Annotated in this window: 25 protein-coding genes; 11 read left to right on the top strand and 14 right to left on the bottom strand. The window is 55.9% G+C overall.

Annotation, left to right across the window (positions count from 1 at the left end; all coding sequences use genetic code 11):
* The first annotated feature begins 54 nt into the window (after positions 1 to 54).
* The 5 genes from BMX55_RS00730 to BMX55_RS00750 are packed head-to-tail and all read left to right on the top strand — an operon-like array spanning position 55 to position 3,243.
* Positions 55 to 528 carry a VOC family protein gene (locus tag BMX55_RS00730; RefSeq protein WP_091451238.1) on the top strand — a complete coding sequence of 158 codons (474 nt, stop codon included), beginning with the start codon at positions 55 to 57 and terminating at the stop codon, positions 526 to 528.
* Positions 528 to 1,148 carry a fused MFS/spermidine synthase gene (locus tag BMX55_RS00735; protein WP_091451241.1) on the top strand — a complete coding sequence of 207 codons (621 nt, stop codon included), beginning with the start codon at positions 528 to 530 and terminating at the stop codon, positions 1,146 to 1,148. The genes BMX55_RS00730 and BMX55_RS00735 overlap by 1 nt, the downstream gene beginning before the upstream one ends.
* Positions 1,145 to 2,050, top strand: coding sequence for a spermidine synthase (locus BMX55_RS00740; protein ID WP_218144446.1), 906 nt, complete (start codon positions 1,145 to 1,147; stop codon positions 2,048 to 2,050). The genes BMX55_RS00735 and BMX55_RS00740 overlap by 4 nt, the downstream gene beginning before the upstream one ends.
* A gap of 1 nt (position 2,051) precedes the next feature.
* Entirely contained in the window at positions 2,052 to 2,948 is an 897-nt protein-coding gene (locus BMX55_RS00745; RefSeq protein ID WP_091451244.1) for a DMT family transporter, read from the top strand.
* A 22-nt stretch (positions 2,949 to 2,970) separates the two neighbouring features.
* Positions 2,971 to 3,243 carry a hypothetical protein gene (locus tag BMX55_RS00750; protein WP_091451248.1) on the top strand — a complete coding sequence of 91 codons (273 nt, stop codon included), beginning with the start codon at positions 2,971 to 2,973 and terminating at the stop codon, positions 3,241 to 3,243.
* A 26-nt stretch (positions 3,244 to 3,269) separates the two neighbouring features.
* Here the strand turns inward: BMX55_RS00750 and BMX55_RS00755 are convergent, their stop codons facing one another.
* Genes BMX55_RS00755 through BMX55_RS00770 form a run of 4 tightly spaced genes read right to left on the bottom strand, consistent with a single transcriptional unit; the run spans position 3,270 to position 4,436 of the window.
* On the bottom strand, positions 3,270 to 3,464 hold the full coding sequence (locus BMX55_RS00755) for a YgaP family membrane protein (protein WP_091451252.1): 195 nt from the start codon (positions 3,462 to 3,464) through the stop codon (positions 3,270 to 3,272).
* A 20-nt stretch (positions 3,465 to 3,484) separates the two neighbouring features.
* Positions 3,485 to 3,865, bottom strand: coding sequence for a rhodanese-like domain-containing protein (locus BMX55_RS00760; protein WP_091451255.1), 381 nt, complete (start codon positions 3,863 to 3,865; stop codon positions 3,485 to 3,487).
* A gap of 48 nt (positions 3,866 to 3,913) precedes the next feature.
* Positions 3,914 to 4,207, bottom strand: a complete 294-nt coding sequence (locus tag BMX55_RS00765; protein WP_091451258.1) for a rhodanese-like domain-containing protein — start codon at positions 4,205 to 4,207, stop codon at positions 3,914 to 3,916.
* Positions 4,208 to 4,226: 19 nt separating this feature from the next.
* Entirely contained in the window at positions 4,227 to 4,436 is a 210-nt protein-coding gene (locus BMX55_RS00770; protein WP_091451262.1) for a YgaP family membrane protein, read from the bottom strand.
* 141 nt (positions 4,437 to 4,577) lie between these two features.
* Here BMX55_RS00770 and BMX55_RS00775 point away from each other — a divergent pair, with 141 nt between their 5' ends.
* Positions 4,578 to 4,928: an ArsR/SmtB family transcription factor gene (locus tag BMX55_RS00775; RefSeq protein ID WP_091451265.1), complete on the top strand. Its 351-nt coding sequence runs from the start codon at positions 4,578 to 4,580 to the stop codon at positions 4,926 to 4,928.
* Positions 4,929 to 4,981: 53 nt separating this feature from the next.
* Here BMX55_RS00775 and BMX55_RS00780 read toward each other — a convergent pair whose 3' ends face one another.
* Positions 4,982 to 6,070 carry a site-specific integrase gene (locus BMX55_RS00780; protein ID WP_091451267.1) on the bottom strand — a complete coding sequence of 363 codons (1,089 nt, stop codon included), beginning with the start codon at positions 6,068 to 6,070 and terminating at the stop codon, positions 4,982 to 4,984.
* Positions 6,071 to 6,171: 101 nt separating this feature from the next.
* Here BMX55_RS00780 and BMX55_RS00785 point away from each other — a divergent pair, with 101 nt between their 5' ends.
* Positions 6,172 to 7,179, top strand: a complete 1,008-nt coding sequence (locus BMX55_RS00785) for a DNA-binding protein (RefSeq protein WP_091451270.1) — start codon at positions 6,172 to 6,174, stop codon at positions 7,177 to 7,179.
* On the opposite strand, the gene BMX55_RS00790 is transcribed toward BMX55_RS00785, so the two are convergent.
* The 8 genes from BMX55_RS00790 to BMX55_RS00825 form a co-directional block, all read right to left on the bottom strand.
* Positions 7,161 to 7,826 (bottom strand): nitroreductase, encoded by a 666-nt coding sequence (locus BMX55_RS00790; RefSeq protein WP_091451272.1) that lies wholly within the window; start codon positions 7,824 to 7,826, stop codon positions 7,161 to 7,163. The two genes, BMX55_RS00785 and BMX55_RS00790, sit on opposite strands and share 19 nt — an antisense overlap.
* A gap of 25 nt (positions 7,827 to 7,851) precedes the next feature.
* Positions 7,852 to 9,006: a thiolase family protein gene (locus BMX55_RS00795; RefSeq protein WP_091453042.1), complete on the bottom strand. Its 1,155-nt coding sequence runs from the start codon at positions 9,004 to 9,006 to the stop codon at positions 7,852 to 7,854.
* Positions 9,003 to 10,508: an AMP-binding protein gene (locus tag BMX55_RS00800; RefSeq protein ID WP_091451275.1), complete on the bottom strand. Its 1,506-nt coding sequence runs from the start codon at positions 10,506 to 10,508 to the stop codon at positions 9,003 to 9,005. Before BMX55_RS00800 ends, BMX55_RS00795 begins: the two co-directional genes overlap by 4 nt.
* Positions 10,508 to 11,086, bottom strand: a complete 579-nt coding sequence (locus BMX55_RS00805) for a biotin transporter BioY (RefSeq protein ID WP_091451278.1) — start codon at positions 11,084 to 11,086, stop codon at positions 10,508 to 10,510. Before BMX55_RS00805 ends, BMX55_RS00800 begins: the two co-directional genes overlap by 1 nt.
* Before the next feature lie 29 nt (positions 11,087 to 11,115).
* Positions 11,116 to 11,709 (bottom strand): CbiQ family ECF transporter T component, encoded by a 594-nt coding sequence (locus tag BMX55_RS00810; RefSeq protein WP_091451281.1) that lies wholly within the window; start codon positions 11,707 to 11,709, stop codon positions 11,116 to 11,118.
* 1 nt (position 11,710) lies between these two features.
* Complete coding sequence (locus BMX55_RS00815; protein ID WP_091451285.1) at positions 11,711 to 12,460, bottom strand: energy-coupling factor ABC transporter ATP-binding protein; 750 nt, start codon at positions 12,458 to 12,460, stop codon at positions 11,711 to 11,713.
* A gap of 7 nt (positions 12,461 to 12,467) precedes the next feature.
* Positions 12,468 to 13,505 (bottom strand): biotin synthase BioB, encoded by a 1,038-nt coding sequence (gene bioB, locus BMX55_RS00820; RefSeq protein WP_091451288.1) that lies wholly within the window; start codon positions 13,503 to 13,505, stop codon positions 12,468 to 12,470.
* Positions 13,506 to 13,788: 283 nt separating this feature from the next.
* Positions 13,789 to 14,670 (bottom strand): LysR substrate-binding domain-containing protein, encoded by an 882-nt coding sequence (locus BMX55_RS00825; protein WP_091451290.1) that lies wholly within the window; start codon positions 14,668 to 14,670, stop codon positions 13,789 to 13,791.
* 129 nt (positions 14,671 to 14,799) lie between these two features.
* Between BMX55_RS00825 and BMX55_RS00830 the strand changes: the two genes are divergently transcribed.
* From BMX55_RS00830 to BMX55_RS00840, 3 genes are all read left to right on the top strand, one after another.
* On the top strand, positions 14,800 to 15,780 hold the full coding sequence (locus tag BMX55_RS00830) for a TerC family protein (protein ID WP_091451293.1): 981 nt from the start codon (positions 14,800 to 14,802) through the stop codon (positions 15,778 to 15,780).
* Positions 15,781 to 15,871: 91 nt separating this feature from the next.
* Positions 15,872 to 17,578, top strand: coding sequence for a sensor domain-containing protein (locus tag BMX55_RS00835; protein WP_177172782.1), 1,707 nt, complete (start codon positions 15,872 to 15,874; stop codon positions 17,576 to 17,578).
* Positions 17,579 to 17,598: 20 nt separating this feature from the next.
* Complete coding sequence (locus BMX55_RS00840; RefSeq protein ID WP_091451298.1) at positions 17,599 to 17,835, top strand: DUF2789 domain-containing protein; 237 nt, start codon at positions 17,599 to 17,601, stop codon at positions 17,833 to 17,835.
* Here the strand turns inward: BMX55_RS00840 and BMX55_RS00845 are convergent, their stop codons facing one another.
* Positions 17,836 to 18,612: a CZB domain-containing protein gene (locus tag BMX55_RS00845; RefSeq protein WP_091451299.1), complete on the bottom strand. Its 777-nt coding sequence runs from the start codon at positions 18,610 to 18,612 to the stop codon at positions 17,836 to 17,838.
* A 177-nt stretch (positions 18,613 to 18,789) separates the two neighbouring features.
* Between BMX55_RS00845 and gloA the strand changes: the two genes are divergently transcribed.
* On the top strand, positions 18,790 to 19,242 hold the full coding sequence (gene gloA, locus BMX55_RS00850) for a lactoylglutathione lyase (protein WP_091451302.1): 453 nt from the start codon (positions 18,790 to 18,792) through the stop codon (positions 19,240 to 19,242).
* Positions 19,243 to 19,283 lie beyond the last annotated feature (41 nt).

Consider the following 19,283-nt stretch of genomic DNA (forward strand, 5'->3'; position numbering starts at 1 on the left):
GCTATCTCAAGGGGCCTTGTGCCCCTTTTTTATCGCAAAATGGGAGACATTCTTATGAACACCACTACTACCCGTCCGTTCAAGGTGCTGGGCATCCAGCAAATCGCCATTGGTGGCACCGACAAGCAACGCATGAAAACCCTGTGGGTGGATATGTTCGGCCTCACGCAGACCGGCACCTTCCAGAGTGAGCGCGAAAACGTTGATGAAGACATCTTGGCGATGGGCCAAGGCCCCTACAAGGTTGAAGTGGACATCATGCAGCCCATGGACATCGAGAAAAAACCCGCCGTCCACACTACGCCCCTGAACCATATCGGCCTGTGGATTGATGATCTGCCCGTGGCCGTGGAATGGCTCACGGCGCAAGGCGTGCGCTTTGCCCCCGGTGGCATCCGCAAAGGTGCTGCGGGTTACGACATCACTTTTTTGCACCCCAAGAGCAACGAGCAGTTCCCGATTGCTGGTGAAGGCGTGCTGATTGAGCTGGTGCAAGCCCCTCCCGAAGTGATTGCCGCGCTGGGTTGATGCAATCACTGCGTCCCCTGCTGGTCTATGCCGCCGCTGGTTGGAGCGGCTTTTTTGTCATGGGTGTAGAACTGCTGGGCGGGCGCTTGTTGGCCCCGTTTTTTGGCAACAGCATTTTTGTGTGGGGTGGCGTGATTGCCGTGTTTATGGCCTGCTTGTCGGTGGGCTATTTGCTGGGTGGGCGGTTTTCGCTCCACCAACCCACGCTGTCTAAACTGGGGCTATTGTTGCTGGGTGAGGCAGTGCTGGCTTTGCCCATCATTGCCGTGGGCGATACGGTGCTGGAGGCACTGTCGGACGTGGTGTCTGATCCGCGTTATGGCTCGTTGTTGGGGTCTTTGTTGTTGTTTGGTGCGCCCACAGTGCTGTCGGGGATGATCTCTCCGTATGCTGTGCGCCTGTTGATTGCAGCGCTGGACAGCTCAGGACTGTCCGCCGGGCGGCTGTATTTTGTCTCGACGCTAGGCTCGGCCACCGGCACCATTTTGACGTCGTTTTATTTGGTGCTGTACCTTGAAATCAACACCATTTTGTTGTGTTTCATGGGAGTTTCTGCGCTGGTGGGCAGCACCTTGCTGATAGCCGACCGCGTTGGGCGCGGGCGCAAAGTTCACCCATGATGCCCCAGCAGATGGTTGCTGCCGCTGTGCTGGTGCTGGGTGCCGCAGGCGGCGCTGTTGCTGGGCAGGACGAAAAATTTCAGCTTACTGACACGGTGTACCAGCAAAAATCTCTCTACCGCAACATTCTGGTGGTGGAGGGGGAGGGTTACCGCTGCATGAAGTTTGGCCGCTTTCATGCCCGCCAAACTTGCATCCAAATCGGCCAGCCGCAGCGGCTGGTGCTCAATTACACCAAGGGGCTGTTAGCAGCGCTGTATCTGGCAGAGCAGGCACCGCGCCGGGTATTAATTTTGGGCTTGGGCGGTGGCGTCATGCCGATGGCTTTGCGGATGCTCGATGCCGATATGGAAATTGACACCGTAGAGCTTGATCCAGCTGTGGTTAAGGTGGCGCAATCCCATTTTTCTTACCAAGAGGATGCCCGGTTACGCACCCATGTGCAAGATGCGCGCGTTTTTGTGCGCCAACAACAGCGGCGTGGCAACCAGTACGATTTGGTGTTGATAGATGCTTTTGACCGGGATTACATCCCTGAACACCTGCTGACACGCGAGTTTTTGCAACAGGTGCGCTCGTTGCTCACTCCCACTGGGGTGTTGGCCGCCAACACGTTTGCTGCTGGCGCGCTGGCCCGCCACGAGGCCGCCACTTACCAAGCCGTATTTGACCAACTCTACCAGTTAGATATGGACGGCGGCAACCGCATTTTGTTGGCCCGCCGCGATGCTCGTCCCTCTTTGCCTGACGTGCAGCGCTATGCGCAGGCATGGGATAAGCGGCTGGCCTTGTTTCGTTTGTTGTCTGCTGACCTGCTGCCACGCTTGGCCTTGCAACCCCGTGCCGTAGGGGTTAAGGTACTCACAGACCAGTATTCCCCCTCTAACCTGCTGTTGCCATAGCATGAACACCACCCAAACGACCAGGCCATCAGGCATTTTCACCCCACTATATCCCGTGCTTTTTGTGGCCTTGTGGAGTACAGGCTTCATTGGCGCTAAGTTTGGTTTGCCAGATGCAGAGCCACTGACCTTTTTGTGTTGGCGCTATCTGTGCGTTTTGGTATTGATGGGGGGGGCCGCTTGGTTGATGCGTGCGCCTTGGCCGCGTACCACCATGCAATGGCTACATATTGGGGTTTCAGGGTTGCTGGTGCATGGGGTGTATCTCAGCGGTGTGTTTGTGGCCATCAGTCATGGTTTGCCAGCGGGGGTGACTGCTTTGGTGGTGGGATTGCAGCCATTATTGACCGCTCTGGGGGCTGGTGTGTGGTTGGGTGAGCGGGTACGCACTACCCAATGGATGGGTTTGGGCCTAGGGTTTGTGGGGGTGGGGCTAGTGGTGGCCCACAAGGTGGTAGCCCATGCCAGTGGTAGCGCAGATTTTCTAACGATGTTGGTGCCCGCTGTTTTTGCCCTGCTGGGTATGACGGCTGGCACCTTGTACCAGAAGCGATTCTGTCCGGCATTTGATCTGCGCAGTGGCTCAGTGATCCAATTCCTGCCCTGTTTGATCGTTACGGCACTGGTAGCCCATCAGACTGAAACCACGGTAGTGCATTGGAGCAGCGACTTTGTTTTTGCACTGGGCTGGTTGGTTTTGGTGCTGTCTGTGGGGGCCATCAGCTTGCTGAATATGCTCATCCGCCGGGGCAGTGCCGTTAACGTTGCCAGCCTGTTTTACCTCACGCCACCTACTACGGCCCTGATGGCTTGGGCGCTGTTTGGCGAAACCTTGACCGGATTGGCATTGCTCGGCATGGGCCTGACCGCTTTGGGGGTCTGGCTGGCCCGCAAATGAAATCTGCGATATCGTCTGAAGCATGAACGATACAACTACCCCCAACAGCCCACCGTTGCTGACCGAAGAGGAGTTGAGCACACTCCTGCAACGCAAAGCAGCCATCCAAGCCAATCTAAAAGCAGGTGGCGCAGTAGCCGGAACGTGCAGTACCTCCTCCTCGTCCGTGGCTTGTCCGGGTTGCGGCTGTGGTACTGGCGATAAGGCTCCAGCTACAGAAAAAAGCCGCTTGAGCAAACCCGCACTGGCGGTTTTGGTGATAGCGGCAGTGGCCTTGCTGCTCTGGGGGGTGTAAAGCTCTGCCCCCAGCGCTGCATTTACTCAGGGTTTGTTCAGGGGGCAGGTGTTGATACCGAGCAGGGTGTAGGCGGGGCAAAAACGAAACACTCCTGTGAGCAGCGGCACCACACCTATCCAACCCCACCAGCCTACGGTGTCAGTGGCGGCTAGGCCAATCAATACCAGCCCGACCACGATACGCAAAATTCGATCCACACCACCAATATTGGTTTTCATACTTTTTTCCTTTTAGGACATCAATCAAACGAGGGTTGTTCTGGCTTGGCTACCGGTTTGCCAGCGCCAGCCCAAGCATCAAAGCCACCGGCAATAGACTGCACATTCAAATAGCCCATCTCTTGCATAGCGCGTGCTGCCAAAGCGGCCCGGCCACTGGTCTTGCAATACAGCACTACCTTGAGGTCTCGGGACTCCATTGCCGGTGTGCTGCTGAGGCAAAACTCCAGCAAGCCGCGTGGCATCAAAATGGCCCCAGGCAGATGGCCAGCAGCAAACTCATCGGCCTCGCGCACATCCAGCAGCAGGTCAGCGTCACGGATGGCCTGTTCGGCGGCCTCTAGGCTCACTTCTTGGATGCTGGTTTTGGCTTGGGCCACCAAATCGTGGGCAGTTTTCATGAAGAATCCTCAAAATTGGAGAAAAAATTTCTCTGGGCATGAAGATGCTCAAAGGCGTTGAATAGGACGCCCCAGTTGCAGAGCTACCGTACTCACTCCGCCACCATTGATGGCTTGCGTATATCCCGTCTGTTGCAACCATTGCACGGCCATACCGGAGCGGGCACCCGACAAGCAATAGACCACCAGTGGTTTCTCTTTTTCAGGGCACAACGCTGATACTTCTTGCGTTAGGCGGTCTAAGGGCAGGTTGATGGCTCCCGCCACATGGCCTGCGGCAAACTCACCGGAGGAACGTACATCGAGTAGCACGCCATTTTCTTTATCGATCAGATCACGCATTATTGAAACCTCTTTTGTTTTAGCAGCCCGGTTGCACACCAAATTTGCGCAACAGGGTTTCCATCAAGCACCAGCGGGTCAGAGCGCTCTGCAACAGATTGGCCCCCACAAACGCCGTAAAAGCCAGCCACCAGTGGCTGACAAACACCGGGCTGCCGGGCACCCCTAGCGCGAGCGATAACAGAATGAATGTACCTGCCACTAAGCGCACAATTTGCCAAGAAGTCATGACCTTGCTCCTTCCTATCGAAAACTGAATAACTTAGTAATTATTTAACTAATCATCTAATTAGTCAAATACAGTAAGATGTATCTCATCCAGCCGCATGGATCTTGACGTAACCTTGCCGCCTATTTTTTCCCCGCTGCTATGAAGAATCTCCCCCCTGAAGCCCTGCAACAAGTGGCAAGCTACTTTCATGTGCTGGCCGAGCCTAACCGCCTGCGCATCCTCAATTTTTTGCGGCAAGGCGAGCGCAACGTGGGCGAGTTGGCCCAACTGTGCAGCTGCACCGCTGCCAACATCTCACGACATCTCTTGCTGATGACCCAGCAAGGGTTGGTGGCCCGTGAAGGCCGAGGCACCAGCGTTTATTACCGCATTGCCGATCCTTCGGTCTATGCACTGTGCGATTTGGTCTGTGACAGCATCGCCCGCCAGTTTGAGCGCACCAGCGAGCACCGCCAAGCACTGCTCAGTCGAACTGGCGTGAGCAGTTAGCGGCGCAGCATTCCAAACGGGCGTCTGGCGTTAGCCCATGCGCCTAGTGTGGCTCAGTGGTCACTATCGAGCAACCGTGCGCCCGGATTGAGCACCGTAGCCTGCGCGCGAAAATACTCCATCACTCTGGCTACACTCTGGTGGCCCGTCATGGCCATGGTGTCGGCCAGTGACACGTTCTGTCGCCCAGCTTCAGTGACGAAGCCGGAGCGCAAAGAGTGGGCAGAAAAATCTCCCTCTACGCCAGCTAAGACACAACGCGCCTGCACGATGTCACGCACGGCGGCGGGCGATAGGGGGCCGCCCAAGTGCCCGCCCTTGAGTACCCGCCGAAAAATCCGCCCCTCGCTGATGCCACTGACCTGCAACCACGATTGCAGTGCCTCGCCTGCCACGCCTAAGAGCGGTTTGTGATTTTCTGGCCGAGCGTGGCCGCTTTGGTTGCTTTTAGAGCGGTGCAGGGTATAGACAAACTCCGTCGGCCCTACGCGTTGCAAAGCGTGCATTTCGGCCTCAGTCACTTCCGAGCGCCGTCGCCCACCGCTGGCCCAAGCAAACAACAGCAGCGCCCGGTCTCTCTGGCCGCGCAAAGAATCATCACAAGTAGCCAACAGCGCCTCCAACGGGCCTTTGGTGAGCGCAGCCTTTTTGTGTGTCAGTGCCCCACGTTTGGCGTACGCCTTGCGCGTGCGCGAGAGCAATTCGCGCACTTGAGCATCTTGGCAAGGGTTGGGCAGGCCGCGCAACTGGTGCGCCTTGGACATCACAGCCATCCGGTGCGTCAGGGTGGCATAGGCCATCGGGCCAGCTTTGCCTTTGTAGCCCTGCTGGAGCAGTTGGTCTGCCACGGCTGCTGGCAGCTCAGACGCCAAGCCCTTGGCCGTCATGCGCTGGGCGTGATCTACCACAAATTGAAACACACAGGCCACCGGCAGTGGCAACTGGATACGCCTGCCATAACGCAGGCCGTACCACGCCGCCCAGTAGCGCAGCGCGGCGCGGTAGCTGGCTACGGTGTTCTGCGATTCGCCCTCGTGCAGCAGGGCATCGATGGCACTCTGGGTGGCATCGTCCAAGCTAGTGGTTTGCAGCAAACCACTTTCTGGCGCAGTGGAGATTACGTTTTTGGGTTGAGAATTCATTTTTATTGTAAAAATTACATTAGATGTATGATATATTATAAATAAGATAAATAAAACGTGATAACGTTCCCTTATCGTGACTAATTCTAGTGGAGCCCCCTATGACCCTGCCAACCTCGCGTGGAATTCAGTATGAAGACGTGGCCCAAGCTGCCGATGCCCTGTTGCTCGATGGCCTGCGCCCGACCATCGAGCGCATCCGCCAGCGCATTGGCCGAGGCTCGCCCAATACCGTCAGCCCCATGTTGGAGCGCTGGTTTGCCACCTTGGGCCAACGCATTCAGGGTAAAACCAGCGATCCAGCGCGTGACGATGGTTTGCCCCCTGCCCTCTGGCAAGCAGCGCAAAACTGGTGGAGCCAAGCCTGCCAAGCGGCGCACCAGCAAGCTTCCGATGCCTATGCCGCCGACCATGCAGCTTTGGCCGCACAAGCACAGCAGTTGGCGCAAGAAAAAAGCCAACTCGATGCCCGTGAACAAGCTCTCAATGAGCGTCTGCGCGCGATGGAAGAATCACTACAGTTGTGCAGCCAACAATTGCAAGAAAGTAACGAGCGCTGGAAGGCCAGTCAGCGCAGTCTGGCGCAGAAGGAAGAAGACATCGCCGCCCAACGCACGGTAATTGGGCAATTGACCGCCCAGCAAGCAGCCGTCCAACAACGCCTCGATGTAGTACAAGCCCAAGCTGCCGCAGAGCGCCAAGCCACCGAGGAACGCCACCACAGCCATGAGCGCCGCTGGATGGCAGAAGTGGATCGAGCGCGTCAGCAGGCCAAACAGGCTGCCCAGCAAACACAAGAGCAAGAGCGCCAATGCGCCAATTTGCAGGCAAAACTAGAGCAACAACTGACGTTGCAACAGCAACAGGGGCAGCAGCAGCGGGCGCAACTGGTGGCTTTGCAGCAAGAGTTGGTCAGCGCCCAAGGGCAGGCCGCGCAGGCTACCTTGTTGTTGGCGCAATTGCAGCAAAGCCAAGCACACCAAGCCAGTGAAGCTGCCCTTGTGGGCCGACAACCCAAACTCCCATCGCGTGTGCTGCGTCCGGTGCGGCGCAGCCTAGGAAAAAGCCGAGCCGCAGGTGCAACGCCCCCTCATAAAACGCTGAAGTAATCGGCCATGTCCAAGCGTTGGGTGCGCGTCTGGTTGATAGGGTGTTGCGTGTCTTCTTTGCCCATCGCCAAGCCACACACCACGATTTGATCGTCTGCCAGCCCCAAGCATTTTTTTACCAGTTTAGGATAACTCGCAAGGGCACCAATGGCGCAGCTTGCCAGCCCTTGGGCCTGTGCCGCCAGCATCACGCTGTGCAGGCACATCCCCAAATCCATGAAGCCACCATGGCCCAAATCGCGTTGAATGGTGACCACCAGCGCGACAGGGGCATCGAAAAAACGATAATTTCGCTCAAATTGCGCCGTTCTTGCCTTAGCGTCGCCCCGCGCCACGCCCAAAGCGCCATACAGTGCTTGTGCTGCGCTTACTTGGCGTTTGCGCAAGTGCATAGGCATGGGCTGAGGAAAGTAGTCGTACTCTTCTTGCTCACTCACGCCGGTATGAAAAGCCGTACACAGGGCGTTCGATAGATGTGCCCGTTTTTCGCCTTGCAAGTACCAAAAATGCCCCGGTTGCAAATTGGCACCACTTGGTGCCCAGCGTGCGGTGGTCATAATCTGTTGCACGGTGGCCAAGGCAATGGGGTCGGGCAAAAAAGCACGCACGGAATGGCGCTTACGCACCAGATGTTCATAAGTATTCATAAAAAATCACGCGGGTATGGATAGCTCACCAAGGAGCCAGCAGGGTGGCCGTTCCCAGCCCGCCTGCTCCGGCCACACAGGCCACGGCCCGAGCTTGCCGGGGCCTGTCCTTGATTTGACTGAGCGCCCGAACGAGGGCAATAGCACCTGAAGCACCAATAGGATGCCCTCTGGCGATTCCACCGCCCTGTTGATTAAGGCACGTGGTAGGAATATCCAGCGCATCACACAAGGCCAGCGCTTGCGCAGCAAATGCATCATGCAACTCCAAGGCACTGAGTTGCGTAGGGTGCAGTTGGTGGCGTTGGAGCAAGGTTTTGACAGGAGCAATGACGCACAGCATTGGCTCTTCGGGGGCGTTGCCCTGGCTCACGGCACCCAACCACCGAGCCTGTGGCTGTAAATGCCATCGTTCACACGCTTTGGGTGTAGCCAATACGATAAAAGCGGCTCCGTCGGCTTTGGGTGAAGTGCCCGCCACGGACAGGCTACAGTCCAAACCTGTGCCATCTAGGCGTTGCTGCACTGCGGGCATACGGGCCACACGCTGTGGCAGCATCAAGCGGGGGTAAGCATCGTAGGTTAGTCCTACCACAGGCGCAATTTCTAGGGCCACCCGGTCTGCTGCTTGCACCGCACGATGGTGGCTGTCTATGGCATAGGCGTCTTGTCGCTGGCGGCTGATGCCTAGGCGCTGGGCGGTGTCGGCAGCGGCTTCGAGCATATCTGGGTCGCGGAAAGGGGGCGGGGCAAATGCAGGCCGCTCATACGGTAGGGCTGGTTCGTTGGCTTGCCAAGGCCGATGCATACGCAGAGGAGCACGACTCCACGCTTCGGCACCGCCTGCAATCACCACTTGCGCTTGCCCTAAGGCCAGCATTCCACAGGCTTGGGTGACAGCATCCAGTCCTGAGCAGCATTGGGTATCGACCGTGATGGCCGGACAGGCCGTGGACAAACCGGCGGCCAGCGCCACCATGCGTGCCGGGTTGCCGTTGGCCCCCAAGGCATTGCCCAGCACCAGCGCATCAACGGCATCGACCGGAAGTTGGATTTGCTCCAGCAAATGCCGTAGGACGGGGGCGGCCAAGTCATGGATTGCTAATCTGGACAAAGCCCCGCCCACCGGCGCGACGGCGCTGCGCGCCCAGCCAATAATGGGCCAACCGCCACCCGTCAACGCCACGGCGTGATGCCCTCATCTGTCTTAGGGCCGTTGTCCCATACCAAAGACGTCAGTATTTGTGCAATCCGTGCATGATCCGTCTTGCCATTGCGCGTTAACGGCCAAGGGCCTTGCCACAGCCACCACTGCCGTGGCGTTTTATAGGGTTCTAGGGTGCGACGACAAAGGCTCACAAGCGCTGCCTTAGCAAAGCGGGGGGCACCCTCCTTCAGTTGCACCACGGCATGGATACGGTGGCCGCGCAGTCTGTCTGGCAGACCCAGAACGCTAGCATATTCCACCTCGGCTTGCGTCAGTAGGCAAGACTCTACTTCTTCTGGGAAGACGTTCTTGCCTTGCGTCACGAGCATCCGGTTCTCCCGACCGCACAGGTACAACTGCCCTTGTGCATCCAGCCAGCCCATATCGCGCACCGACAACCAACCATCATGGCGCATGGCGGCGGTGGGGTCTTGGGTGTGCACATAATCCATAAACAACATGGGGCTGCGCACCCAAATGCGCCCTGCTGTGCCGGTGGTATAGGGCGTATCCAGCGGCAAATCGCCAATGCGCAGCTCTACATTGCTAAAAGGTTGGCCCACCACCTGCGAGTCGTTGGCACCATCGGCGTCTCGCCAAGCGACATAACTGGCTTCCGATGCCCCATAAAACTCGATCAAACGGGCATTGGGAAACAAATGGCGTAAATGGGGTGTCTGCTCACGCATCCAGCGGGCACCACTGATAAGGATCAAAGTGGTTGCCACAATCGGAGCTTGGCCTTGGCGCTGCGCCACATCGAGCATGAGCAGCAGTTGGCTGGGCACCGCCAGCAACACCGATGCCTGCCCTTGGGCCAAACTCGCCAACGTGGCCGATGCAGAAAAGCGCTCTTGCACTACCGCCCCCGCACCCGTCCAGAGACCCATCATGGCAGCAAACAAAAACAACGAATGCGACAAACGGCCCGGAGCTGCTACCGTGCCTGTGGCACACGCGCCAAAATCGGCCACACTGGTGCGAAAACTCTCCGTCCAAGACAGATGGTTTCTGCGAAAACCCTTGGGCTGGCCCGTGCTGCCTGAGGTAAAACCAATATAACAAGGGGCTAACGCCGGTGCGATGGCCACCGTTGCCGCCGGTACACGCGCTGGCTTTGGTAGCCCAGTAATGCTTGCCGCCACCGCTGTCAAGATATGTGCGGGCCACGCCGGATCACCGAGGGCGGCACAGCTGCCCGAAGCGATCACGGCCAAAAACTCGACCAAGGTGTCAAGCACGCCCATCGTGGTGGGCAATAGCACCGTCTCTGGTAGATTCTGGCTGGCTATTTCCGCCATCCTCAACTGAACCCGTTGATGCAGTTGGGCAAAACTCAATGCCGTGTGTTCATTGCGCAGCGCCACAGCCTCTGGGCGTTGGTGTGCCCACCTATCGAGGGGGCCATGTAATGTGGCAAACGACTCGTTGAAAAATCCCTCTAAAGCGTGGCATGGGTGCTGGGGCGTTGCCATCAATGGCCCCCAAAACGCCAGTCTGGCATGGCTTTGGACACGGTATGCACAATCAGGCCACACAGCCCACATTTGACCAAATCACCAGGGACAAACGCCAAATCTACCCACACCGCTTTCATGACGTCCATGTGGGCTACCAGTACCAAGCCCGCAATCCCCATCATGTGCAGGACAAAAACCCCACCCACCACAGCGGCTACAAAGGCACTGACGCCTGTTTGCCGGGGGGTGGCGTGTGGCAGCCACCGCATGACCAGCCCTGTGACCAGCGCTGCCACCGGGTAGCCCAGCAAATAACCGGCTGATGGTGCCATGAACACGCCTATGCCCCCTCGCCCCCCTGCCAGCAGAGGCAGCCCCACCGCTACGGCCAACAGAAACAGGGCTATAGATTGAAAGCCCCGCCGGGCACCCAGCAAACAGCCCGCCAGCATAGTGGCTAAAGATTGCAGGGTGATTGGTACGCCAAAAGGCAGATCAATTTTAGGGATCAGGCCCATCACAGCCATCAAGGCGGCAAATAAGGCAACCAAGGTAAAGGAATGAGATTCTTTACGGCTAATAGAGTAGTTCATGTGATTTATCCAAGTGCAGAGCAGACAATTTAGGGGCCGAGACGGAGAAAAAGCGCGTCGGCGACACGCCGGGAGGTTTGGAGCAGTTGCACAATCAACGGTGCCAGCAGGTGCCGTCCGCCAGATTGGCCTGTGCGCAGGCGGTAGGTTTGATCGAGCTTGTTCCACTGAACAAAAAAGTGCTCGGTAAAACGCAGCATCAGCGCCAATTGCAAAGAAATTCGTTCTGGGCGCAGCCCTAGCCATTGCACAGGCCGCAGCAGCTGTTCAAGAACATCAATCAAGTCACTGCTGCGGGTGGTCACGGTCAGGGCCATACCAAGGCAAGCCGCACAGGCTAGGCGCAAAGCGCTGGTCACGCCCACTTCCCAGTGGCCCCAGAAGGCATGGAAACCTGTAATTAGCAGCGCAGCCAGCGCCAGCGATGTCAGCAAACTCCGTATTGCACGCATAGCCTGCCAGATGCTGCATGACAACCCCACGCAAAACAAAGCGGCTACGGCCAGCGGCACGAGTCCATCCACCCAGAAAATCCCAGAGCCAAGAATTGCCATGCTCCAGAGCTTGACACTTGCCGACCAGCGGTGCAGCCAAGTGAGGTGTTCGCTGTACAAACTGCCCATCTCATGCGCTCCTTGGGCTGCTTAAACCCCATGCGGGCGCTTGTGCGCGCACGGCAGCTTCGTAGGCATGGCATACCTCACTTCCCGGCCCGTCAGCGCGAATGCGTCCAGCTTCCAGCCAGATCACCCGCTCAAAACCACGCACATGGTCTAGCGCATGGGTAGATACGATGACTTGCTGCGCACAGGTATCAATAGCGTGGGCTAACGCGATCTGGCCCGGCAAATCTAGGCTGGCAAAAGGCTCATCCAGTAACAAGACCTGTGGCTGGGCCAGCAGCATCGCCAGCCAACACACCCATTGCCGTTGGCCCTGACTCAAACTGCCAATGGCACGCGAGGCCCAGTGCTCAAGCCCGTAAGTTGCCAGAAAAGCATGGCTACTTTGTCGCGCTGCCTTGCGATCTAAGCTAGACAAGGTTTGCAGGCTCAGTGCCAGCTCTTCTTCTACGGTCGGAAAAATGATTTGGTCTTCGGGGTTCTGGAACATCATGCCCACCAGTCGGGCGCGGGGCATGGTTGGCTTCTGGGCGTAAATGTCTTGCCCTTTCACCAGAACCTGCCCCACATTGGGCGTTTCTAACCCACACAGCAGCCGCAATAGACTGGTCTTGCCAGCGCCGTTGTGGCCGATGAGGCCAATCCGAGGTTGTCGTAGGTCTATATCCAGACCCTGAAACACTGTGCTGGCACCACGGGTCAGGGTGACAGCTTTGACGGCACAGCCCATGCAATCGTCTGGCGCTACCATGCTGCGCTCAGGCAGGGGTCGTGGTTTTGCACGGTACCAGTCCCAGTTTGGTGAGCAGGGCCGCATCGGCATCCGCGTCGGGGTTGCCCGTCACCAGCAGTTTGTCGCCATAAAAAATAGAGTTGGCACCGGCCAAAAAACACAGGGCTTGCACCGCATCGCCCAGTTGTTTTCTGCCCGCAGACAGACGGATGCGTGCTTTGGGCATCGTGATGCGGCAGACGGCAATCACGCGGACAAAATCGAAAGGGTCTATAGGATCACTGTCGGCCAAAGGGGTGCCGGGCACCCGTACCAAGCTGTTGATTGGCACAGACTCAGGGTATGACGGTTGCAGGTTAGCCAGTTGTGCAATCAGCCCTGCCCGATGCACAGGCGTCTCACCCATGCCCACAATGCCACCACAACAGACGCTGATGCCTGCTTGGCGCACTGCAGACAAGGTATGCAACCGGTCTTGGTACGCACGGGTTGATACCACTTCTTGGTAGTAATCGGGTGCAGTATCCAGATTGTGGTTGTAGTAGTCTAGGCCCGCTGCCTTGAGGGCTTGTGCTTGGTGCGCGTCCAGCATTCCCAGCGTGGCACAGGCCTGCATACCCAAGCCCTTGACGGTGCGGATGAGTTCCGCCATTTTCTCGATGTCTCGGTCTTTGGGAGCGCGCCAAGCGGCCCCCATGCAAAAGCGCGTCGCCCCTGCCTCCCGTGCTGCTAGTGCCGCCTGATGGACTTCTGCTGGAGCCATGAGCTTCTCGGCCTGCACCTCTGTCTCGAATGCAGCAGACTGCGGGCAATAACCGCAGTTTTCTGGGCAACCCCCGGTCTTCACCGACAACAAGGTGGCCAACTCCACCTCTCCCGCAGGCCAATGGGCATGGTGTACCTGCTGTGCCTGCCACATCAATTCATGAAATGGCAGCTCTAGCAAGGCTTGGATTTGCTCCAGTGTCCATGCCAGTTCGTGGTTACTACCAACCAGCGCGGTGTCGCTGCGGCGATGGATATGCACCGGGCGTACCGGCTGTTCTTGTACCTGCTGCGTCATGGATATGCCCCTTAAAACCGGCAGTCACATCTGCCGTGGGGCGCGATTCTATGCAGCATTTGCCAGATATGGGAAGGCTTCAGCGCAAAATAAACAGATGAAAAGAGATGGCTGCAAATGACTGCAAATTCAGCAAAAGATAAGAGAAGATAACTGGATTTATGCCGTATTGCCTGTGGGTAAGCCACACCAAAAAATGGCTGTAACGAACATGCTGCCATTTGTTGCTAAATCACTGCTATCTCCCAATCTGCTGATTTGAGAAGCCAGAAGATAAGCGAAGTTACCTTCTGGTATGGGCCAGCAGTTGCTGCACCAAGGGGTGTTGCCGCCCCCGGCGGCCATAAATAGCGTGGATTTCTTCATGAATGTCTTCGCAGTGGCCCAACAACAGCAAACCGGGCATCAGGCCAATGTCATCGGCACCAAACCGGCTTACCGGAAAAACCCCCAAGCCACGCGCAGCAAACACCGTCATGAGTGCGCTGTCCTCAAACTCCCCAACCACTTGGGGTCTCAAGCCCTGCTCGTCGAACCAGCGCTCTAGGCTGGTACGCAGCACCGAATGGGTGGTGGGCAAGAGCACCGGCACGTGCTCTAGCACTGCAGGAAATTGGGTGATGTCGGTAGCCTGTACCAAGTTGGCAGGGCCATACCAGTCCACTGGGGACGACACCATGCGTTCACTGCTCAGGCGTAGGTTGGGGTTGGGTGGAGCTGCCTGCCCGGCCAGCACCAAATCGAGGTGGTGCTGGGCCAATTCACTTTGCAACTGCTCAAACTCGCCTTCATGGCACACCAGCCGCAACGCGCCCGTGTTCAGTACTGGCACCAACAGGGCGTGGGCTGCCAGCTTAGAAATGCCATCGGACAACCCGACGGCCAGTCGGATCACGGAGCCAGAACTGGCTTGGCGCACTTCTTCTTCTAGCTGGTGGCCAAGCTGGAAGATATCTTCTGCCCGCGCAAAGACGGTCTTGCCCACCTCGGTCAAGGCCACGCCACGACCGGCGGGCTTGAGCAGTTGCTGCCCCAGCGATTTTTCTAATTCGCGCACTTGCACGCTGATGGTTTGGATAGCCATGTCCAGCCGTTCAGAGGCACGGGCAAAGCCGCCTTCCTTGGCAACGATCCAGAAATAGTGCAGATGGCGGTAGTTGAGCATAGGAGAACAGTTCGGTTTTTCCGAACTAAAAATAAATTTATATCTGCTTTATTAGAAACCAAAGTTCTTGAATAATCCATCAGCATAAGTTTTTCTCTTCAACCCAAACAATCAACAAGGAACAACACAATGGAAAACATCGGTACTTGGTGGATGTGGGCGGGGTTCTTCACCATCGTCCTTGTCATGCTGGCCATCGACCTGTTTGTGGTCGGTGGCGGCAAGCAGCACCGCGTCTCTTTTAAAGAAGCGGCCACTTGGTCGGGCATCTGGGTCAGCGTCTCCATGCTCTTTGCCGCGCTCTTGTGGTGGTATCTTGACAGTACTGCCGGGCGCGAGATTGCCAACGAAAAAGCCCTGGCGTTTGTCACCGGCTACCTGATTGAGAAATCGCTGGCAGTCGATAACGTCTTTGTTTGGCTGATGCTGTTTAGCTTCTTTGCGATCCCGCTAGAGTTGCAAAAGCGGGTATTGGTGCTAGGCGTGCTGGGTGCCATTGTGTTGCGCACCATCATGATCTTTGCTGGTGTCTGGCTCATCACGCAGTTTCATTGGCTACTCTATGTTTTCGGGGCGTTCCTGTTGGTCACCGGTATCAAGATGTGGTGGTTTGCCGACAAGGAGCCAGACTTGGCTGGCAATCCGGTCATCCGCTGGATTCGTCGCCACGTGAAAGTCACGGACGAGCTGCATGGCGAGCGCTTCTTTGTCCAAAAGCAAGTGTGTGGCCCGCATGGTGATGTGCGCTGGGTACGCTATGTCACGCCGCTGTTTTTGGTGCTGGTGCTGGTGGAATTGAGCGATGTCATCTTTGCGGTCGATTCCATCCCTGCTATTTTTGCCATCACCACTGACCCGTTCATCGTCTTGACATCGAACATATTTGCCATCTTGGGCTTGCGCGCCATGTATTTCTTGCTGGCAGACATGGCTGACCGCTTCTCGCTGCTCAAGTATGGGTTGGCGCTGGTGCTGATGTTCATTGGTGTGAAGATGATGCTGATGGACATCTACAAGATTCCTGTGGGCGTGTCGCTGGGGGTCGTGGCAGCCATCATCGCTACCTCGGTGGTGTTGTCCCTAAAAAAGGATGCTCACAGCTCCCATTAAGGTGATCTGGCACGCGGGGGAGCAAAATTTGCTCCCCCAATGTGTAAATATATGTACCATCCTCTACAAGCACCTTGTTGAGGAACAGCATTTGACTACCGAGAAATCTCTTTCTCCAACCCAATTACGTCGTCTAGGGCTAGCTCTCCTGACTGACCATATCAAGGTGGTGGCATTTATCAAAGATTGCCAAGGGCGCTATGTATGGATGAATCCCTACGGCTTGCGCTTGTTTGAGACCTCCCTCAATACGCTAATGGGGCGTACATTGCAAGATTTGGTAGGCACGGCCCAAGCCAAAGACTGCGCAGCAGCCGAGCTACAGGTGCTGCGTTCGGGCCAAGTCCAGCAACGAGTAGAGCATCTGGTGCTGCGCAGCACCAACGAGCGGCGCAGTTTTCGTACCACGCGCGTACCTATCGAGCACGAGGGCACGGTGGTAGGCATTTGTGGTTACTCCCAAGAAATCACCCACGATCTGGCCCATACGGCCAGTTTGCTCGACAGCAAAAGCCTCCTTGATGACATTCTTAACCAGCTCCCCGCGCTGATTTACATCAAAGACCTCAATGGGGCGTATCTTTATGCCAATCAGATGACGCTCCAAAGTCTGGAGCACACCTTGGGTGAGGTGATTGGTAAAACTGACTTTGAACTGGTGGATGCCACTACTGCCAAAAGCTTTCGTGCTGTAGATCAGGCCGTGCTGGCGAGCGGTCAAAGGCTAGAGCGCGAAGAGACGCTGACCCTAAGCAACGGTAGCCATAAGCGCTATTTGTCATTGAAGCAGCCATTAGAATTTCCTGAAAAAACCAGGGTCTTGCTGGGGTTCTCCACAGATATTACCAATATCAAACGTACCCAAGATGCCCTAGCCCAGTCCGAAGCCCGGTTTCGGACGCTGTTCGAAGCCAGTAGTGAGGCTGTGGTGTTGATGACCAGCGAGCGTCTTATCGATTGCAATCTGGCCGCCTTACATTTATTTGGGCTGGCGAGCAAAGATGATTTCTTGAACTGCACACTAGGCGACCTTGCTCCAGAAAAGCAACCGTGTGGCACTGATTCAACCGAGCAGGCAAAGAAAATTATTGCCACCACCTTAGCGCACCACAGCTATCGCACCGAAATTACCATCCAGCGTTGGGATACCGCAGAGCTAGTGCCAGTGGAAATTGTGGCTACTTCATTGCAAATTGACCAAGAGCCATTATTAATGGTGACGCTGCGCGATTTTTCTGCACACCGTAAAGAAATAGCGATGATGGAGCGGCTGGCGCTGTACGATCCATTGACCGATCTGCCTAACCGAAAGCTATTAAAAGACCGATTACAGTTAGCGTTGTCTTCAGTGCAACGCCAACAGCGTCACGCAGCACTGATGTTTTTGGATTTAGACAATTTCAAACCATTAAATGATCAATTTGGCCATCAAGCGGGTGATTTGTTGCTGCGTGAAGTGGGTGGCAGGCTCAAGCGCCATTTGCGAGCCGAAGACACAGTAGCCCGCCAAGGTGGCGATGAGTTTATTGTGCTGCTGGTGGATTTGGATGAATCACGTCTGCGGGCCGAGTTGCATGCGCTCAAGGTGGCAGAAAAATTACGCCATGAGCTACAGAATCCTTATCTCATTCAATTGCAGACTGGTAAAACTGTGGAGCACCATTGCAGCAGTAGCATTGGCGTGACCATCTTTGGCCCTGGTGAAACCAACATGGATGACGTCCTCAGGCGGGCAGACTATGCTATGTACCGGGCCAAGGCCAAGGGACGCAACTGTGTGCGCCTGAACGTTGCATGATTTTTACAAGGAGAGAGACAATGGAAATTAATCCCCACGATCTAAGAAATCTTTTTGCCCAGTTGGGCCTAGCCAATCAAGAAAAGGATGTCGATGATTTCATCCGCCTGCACCGCTTAGATGCTGGACTTTCGATTTTTGAGGCCCCATTTTGGAATAATTCTCAAGCAGAATTTTTGCAGCAATCTTTGGCGGACGACTCCGATTGGTGCGAGGCTATTGACGAATTGTCCACCAGACTATCATCAGTCGTCTAATCAACGATAAAAAATATTTATATCCAGAAGAGGGGCGATGGTTTGATTTTCTAGCACCAGCAATGCAGAAATAGAACCCAAAGCCCCCATTTTGGCACTAGAGGTATTTTGCTTGATGGAGTGGAGCGGTACCTTGATGATGTCAATCACACTATCTACTCCTAAGGCTAGCTCTTGCCCGCCTTGTGTGCTGATGAGTGCGACTCGACGCTGCAGATTGTGTACCAGCGTGGCTGTAAAATCAAATAACTCTAGCAACCGCTTCAGGGTGGTGTCCTTGCTTTCTTGTAATTTTGTCAAGGCATCGTCTTTTTTTCCGGATTCGGCCATACCTAGGAGCCGATCAGCCAGTTGATGTACCATGGTATGTGGGTGCTCAAACTGCGATAAAAACACTGAGAGTTGTAAGTTTTCAGTTTTATAGTTGTAAAACCATTTGCCAAAGGCACATTCGCGGTGGTTGCGAGCCTTAGAGAAGGTGCTTCCAGTACGAATAGAATCTTCCAGTGCCCCAATCCAGTCCAGATGGTCTTGGCACCTTTGTGGCAACATCGCTTTAATCTGCACATACTCGGTGTAGCAGGATTCGAGCAAAAAATGATCCCACAAAGAAACGTAAGGCACGGGCATGCCCGCAAAGACCAAATGGCTCTCGGTATGCGTGCCCTGCGCTACAAAATCTGGTGGTATGGCTGCTACATGACGAATATGCTCCAAAGGCACACCAAAGGTGCGCGAGCCTATGCTTATCAAAAGAACATCCAGACCATCAGACATTGCATTATTTCTCAGGTTGACACCCAACAGCCACAGCGCGAAGGCACCATGCACATACGATCAGAGCTACCCTATAGCAAGTTCATGACACATTGGAGGAAAATGATGGCTGCCCCCGTGACGCCGTTTTGGCCTTCGTCCCGGTTGGCTCTCTAGACTACCGGCACAATCGACCCCATGCGAATCCTCCACACTATGCTCCGCGTTGGCAACCTCCAACGCTCGATTGATTTCTATACCCAAGTGCTGGGTATGCAGTTGCTGCGCACCTCTGAGAACCCGCAGTACCAGTACTCGCTGGCTTTTTTGGGTTTCGCCGGCGGCAACCCGGCCCAAGCTGAGATTGAGTTGACCTACAACTGGGGTACCGAACAGTACGACCACGGCAATGCCTATGGGCACATTGCCATTGGCGTACCAGATGCCTATGCTGCCTGCGAAAAAATCAAGGCTGCCGGGGGCAACGTTACCCGCGAAGCTGGGCCAGTCAAAGGGGGAGCTACGGTGATTGCCTTTGTGACCGACCCTGATGGCTACAAAATCGAACTCATACAAGTAAAATCAATAACTTGCAACGACGACCGCCAGTCTGAAGACAAATCGGGATACGACCCACTGCGCGCTGCATAAAACCACCCATCACCATGATGTGATGGTGATGGGCAGAGCCT

It is taken from the genome of Giesbergeria anulus (genome assembly GCF_900111115.1).
GTDB lineage: Bacteria > Pseudomonadota > Gammaproteobacteria > Burkholderiales > Burkholderiaceae_C > Simplicispira > Simplicispira anulus.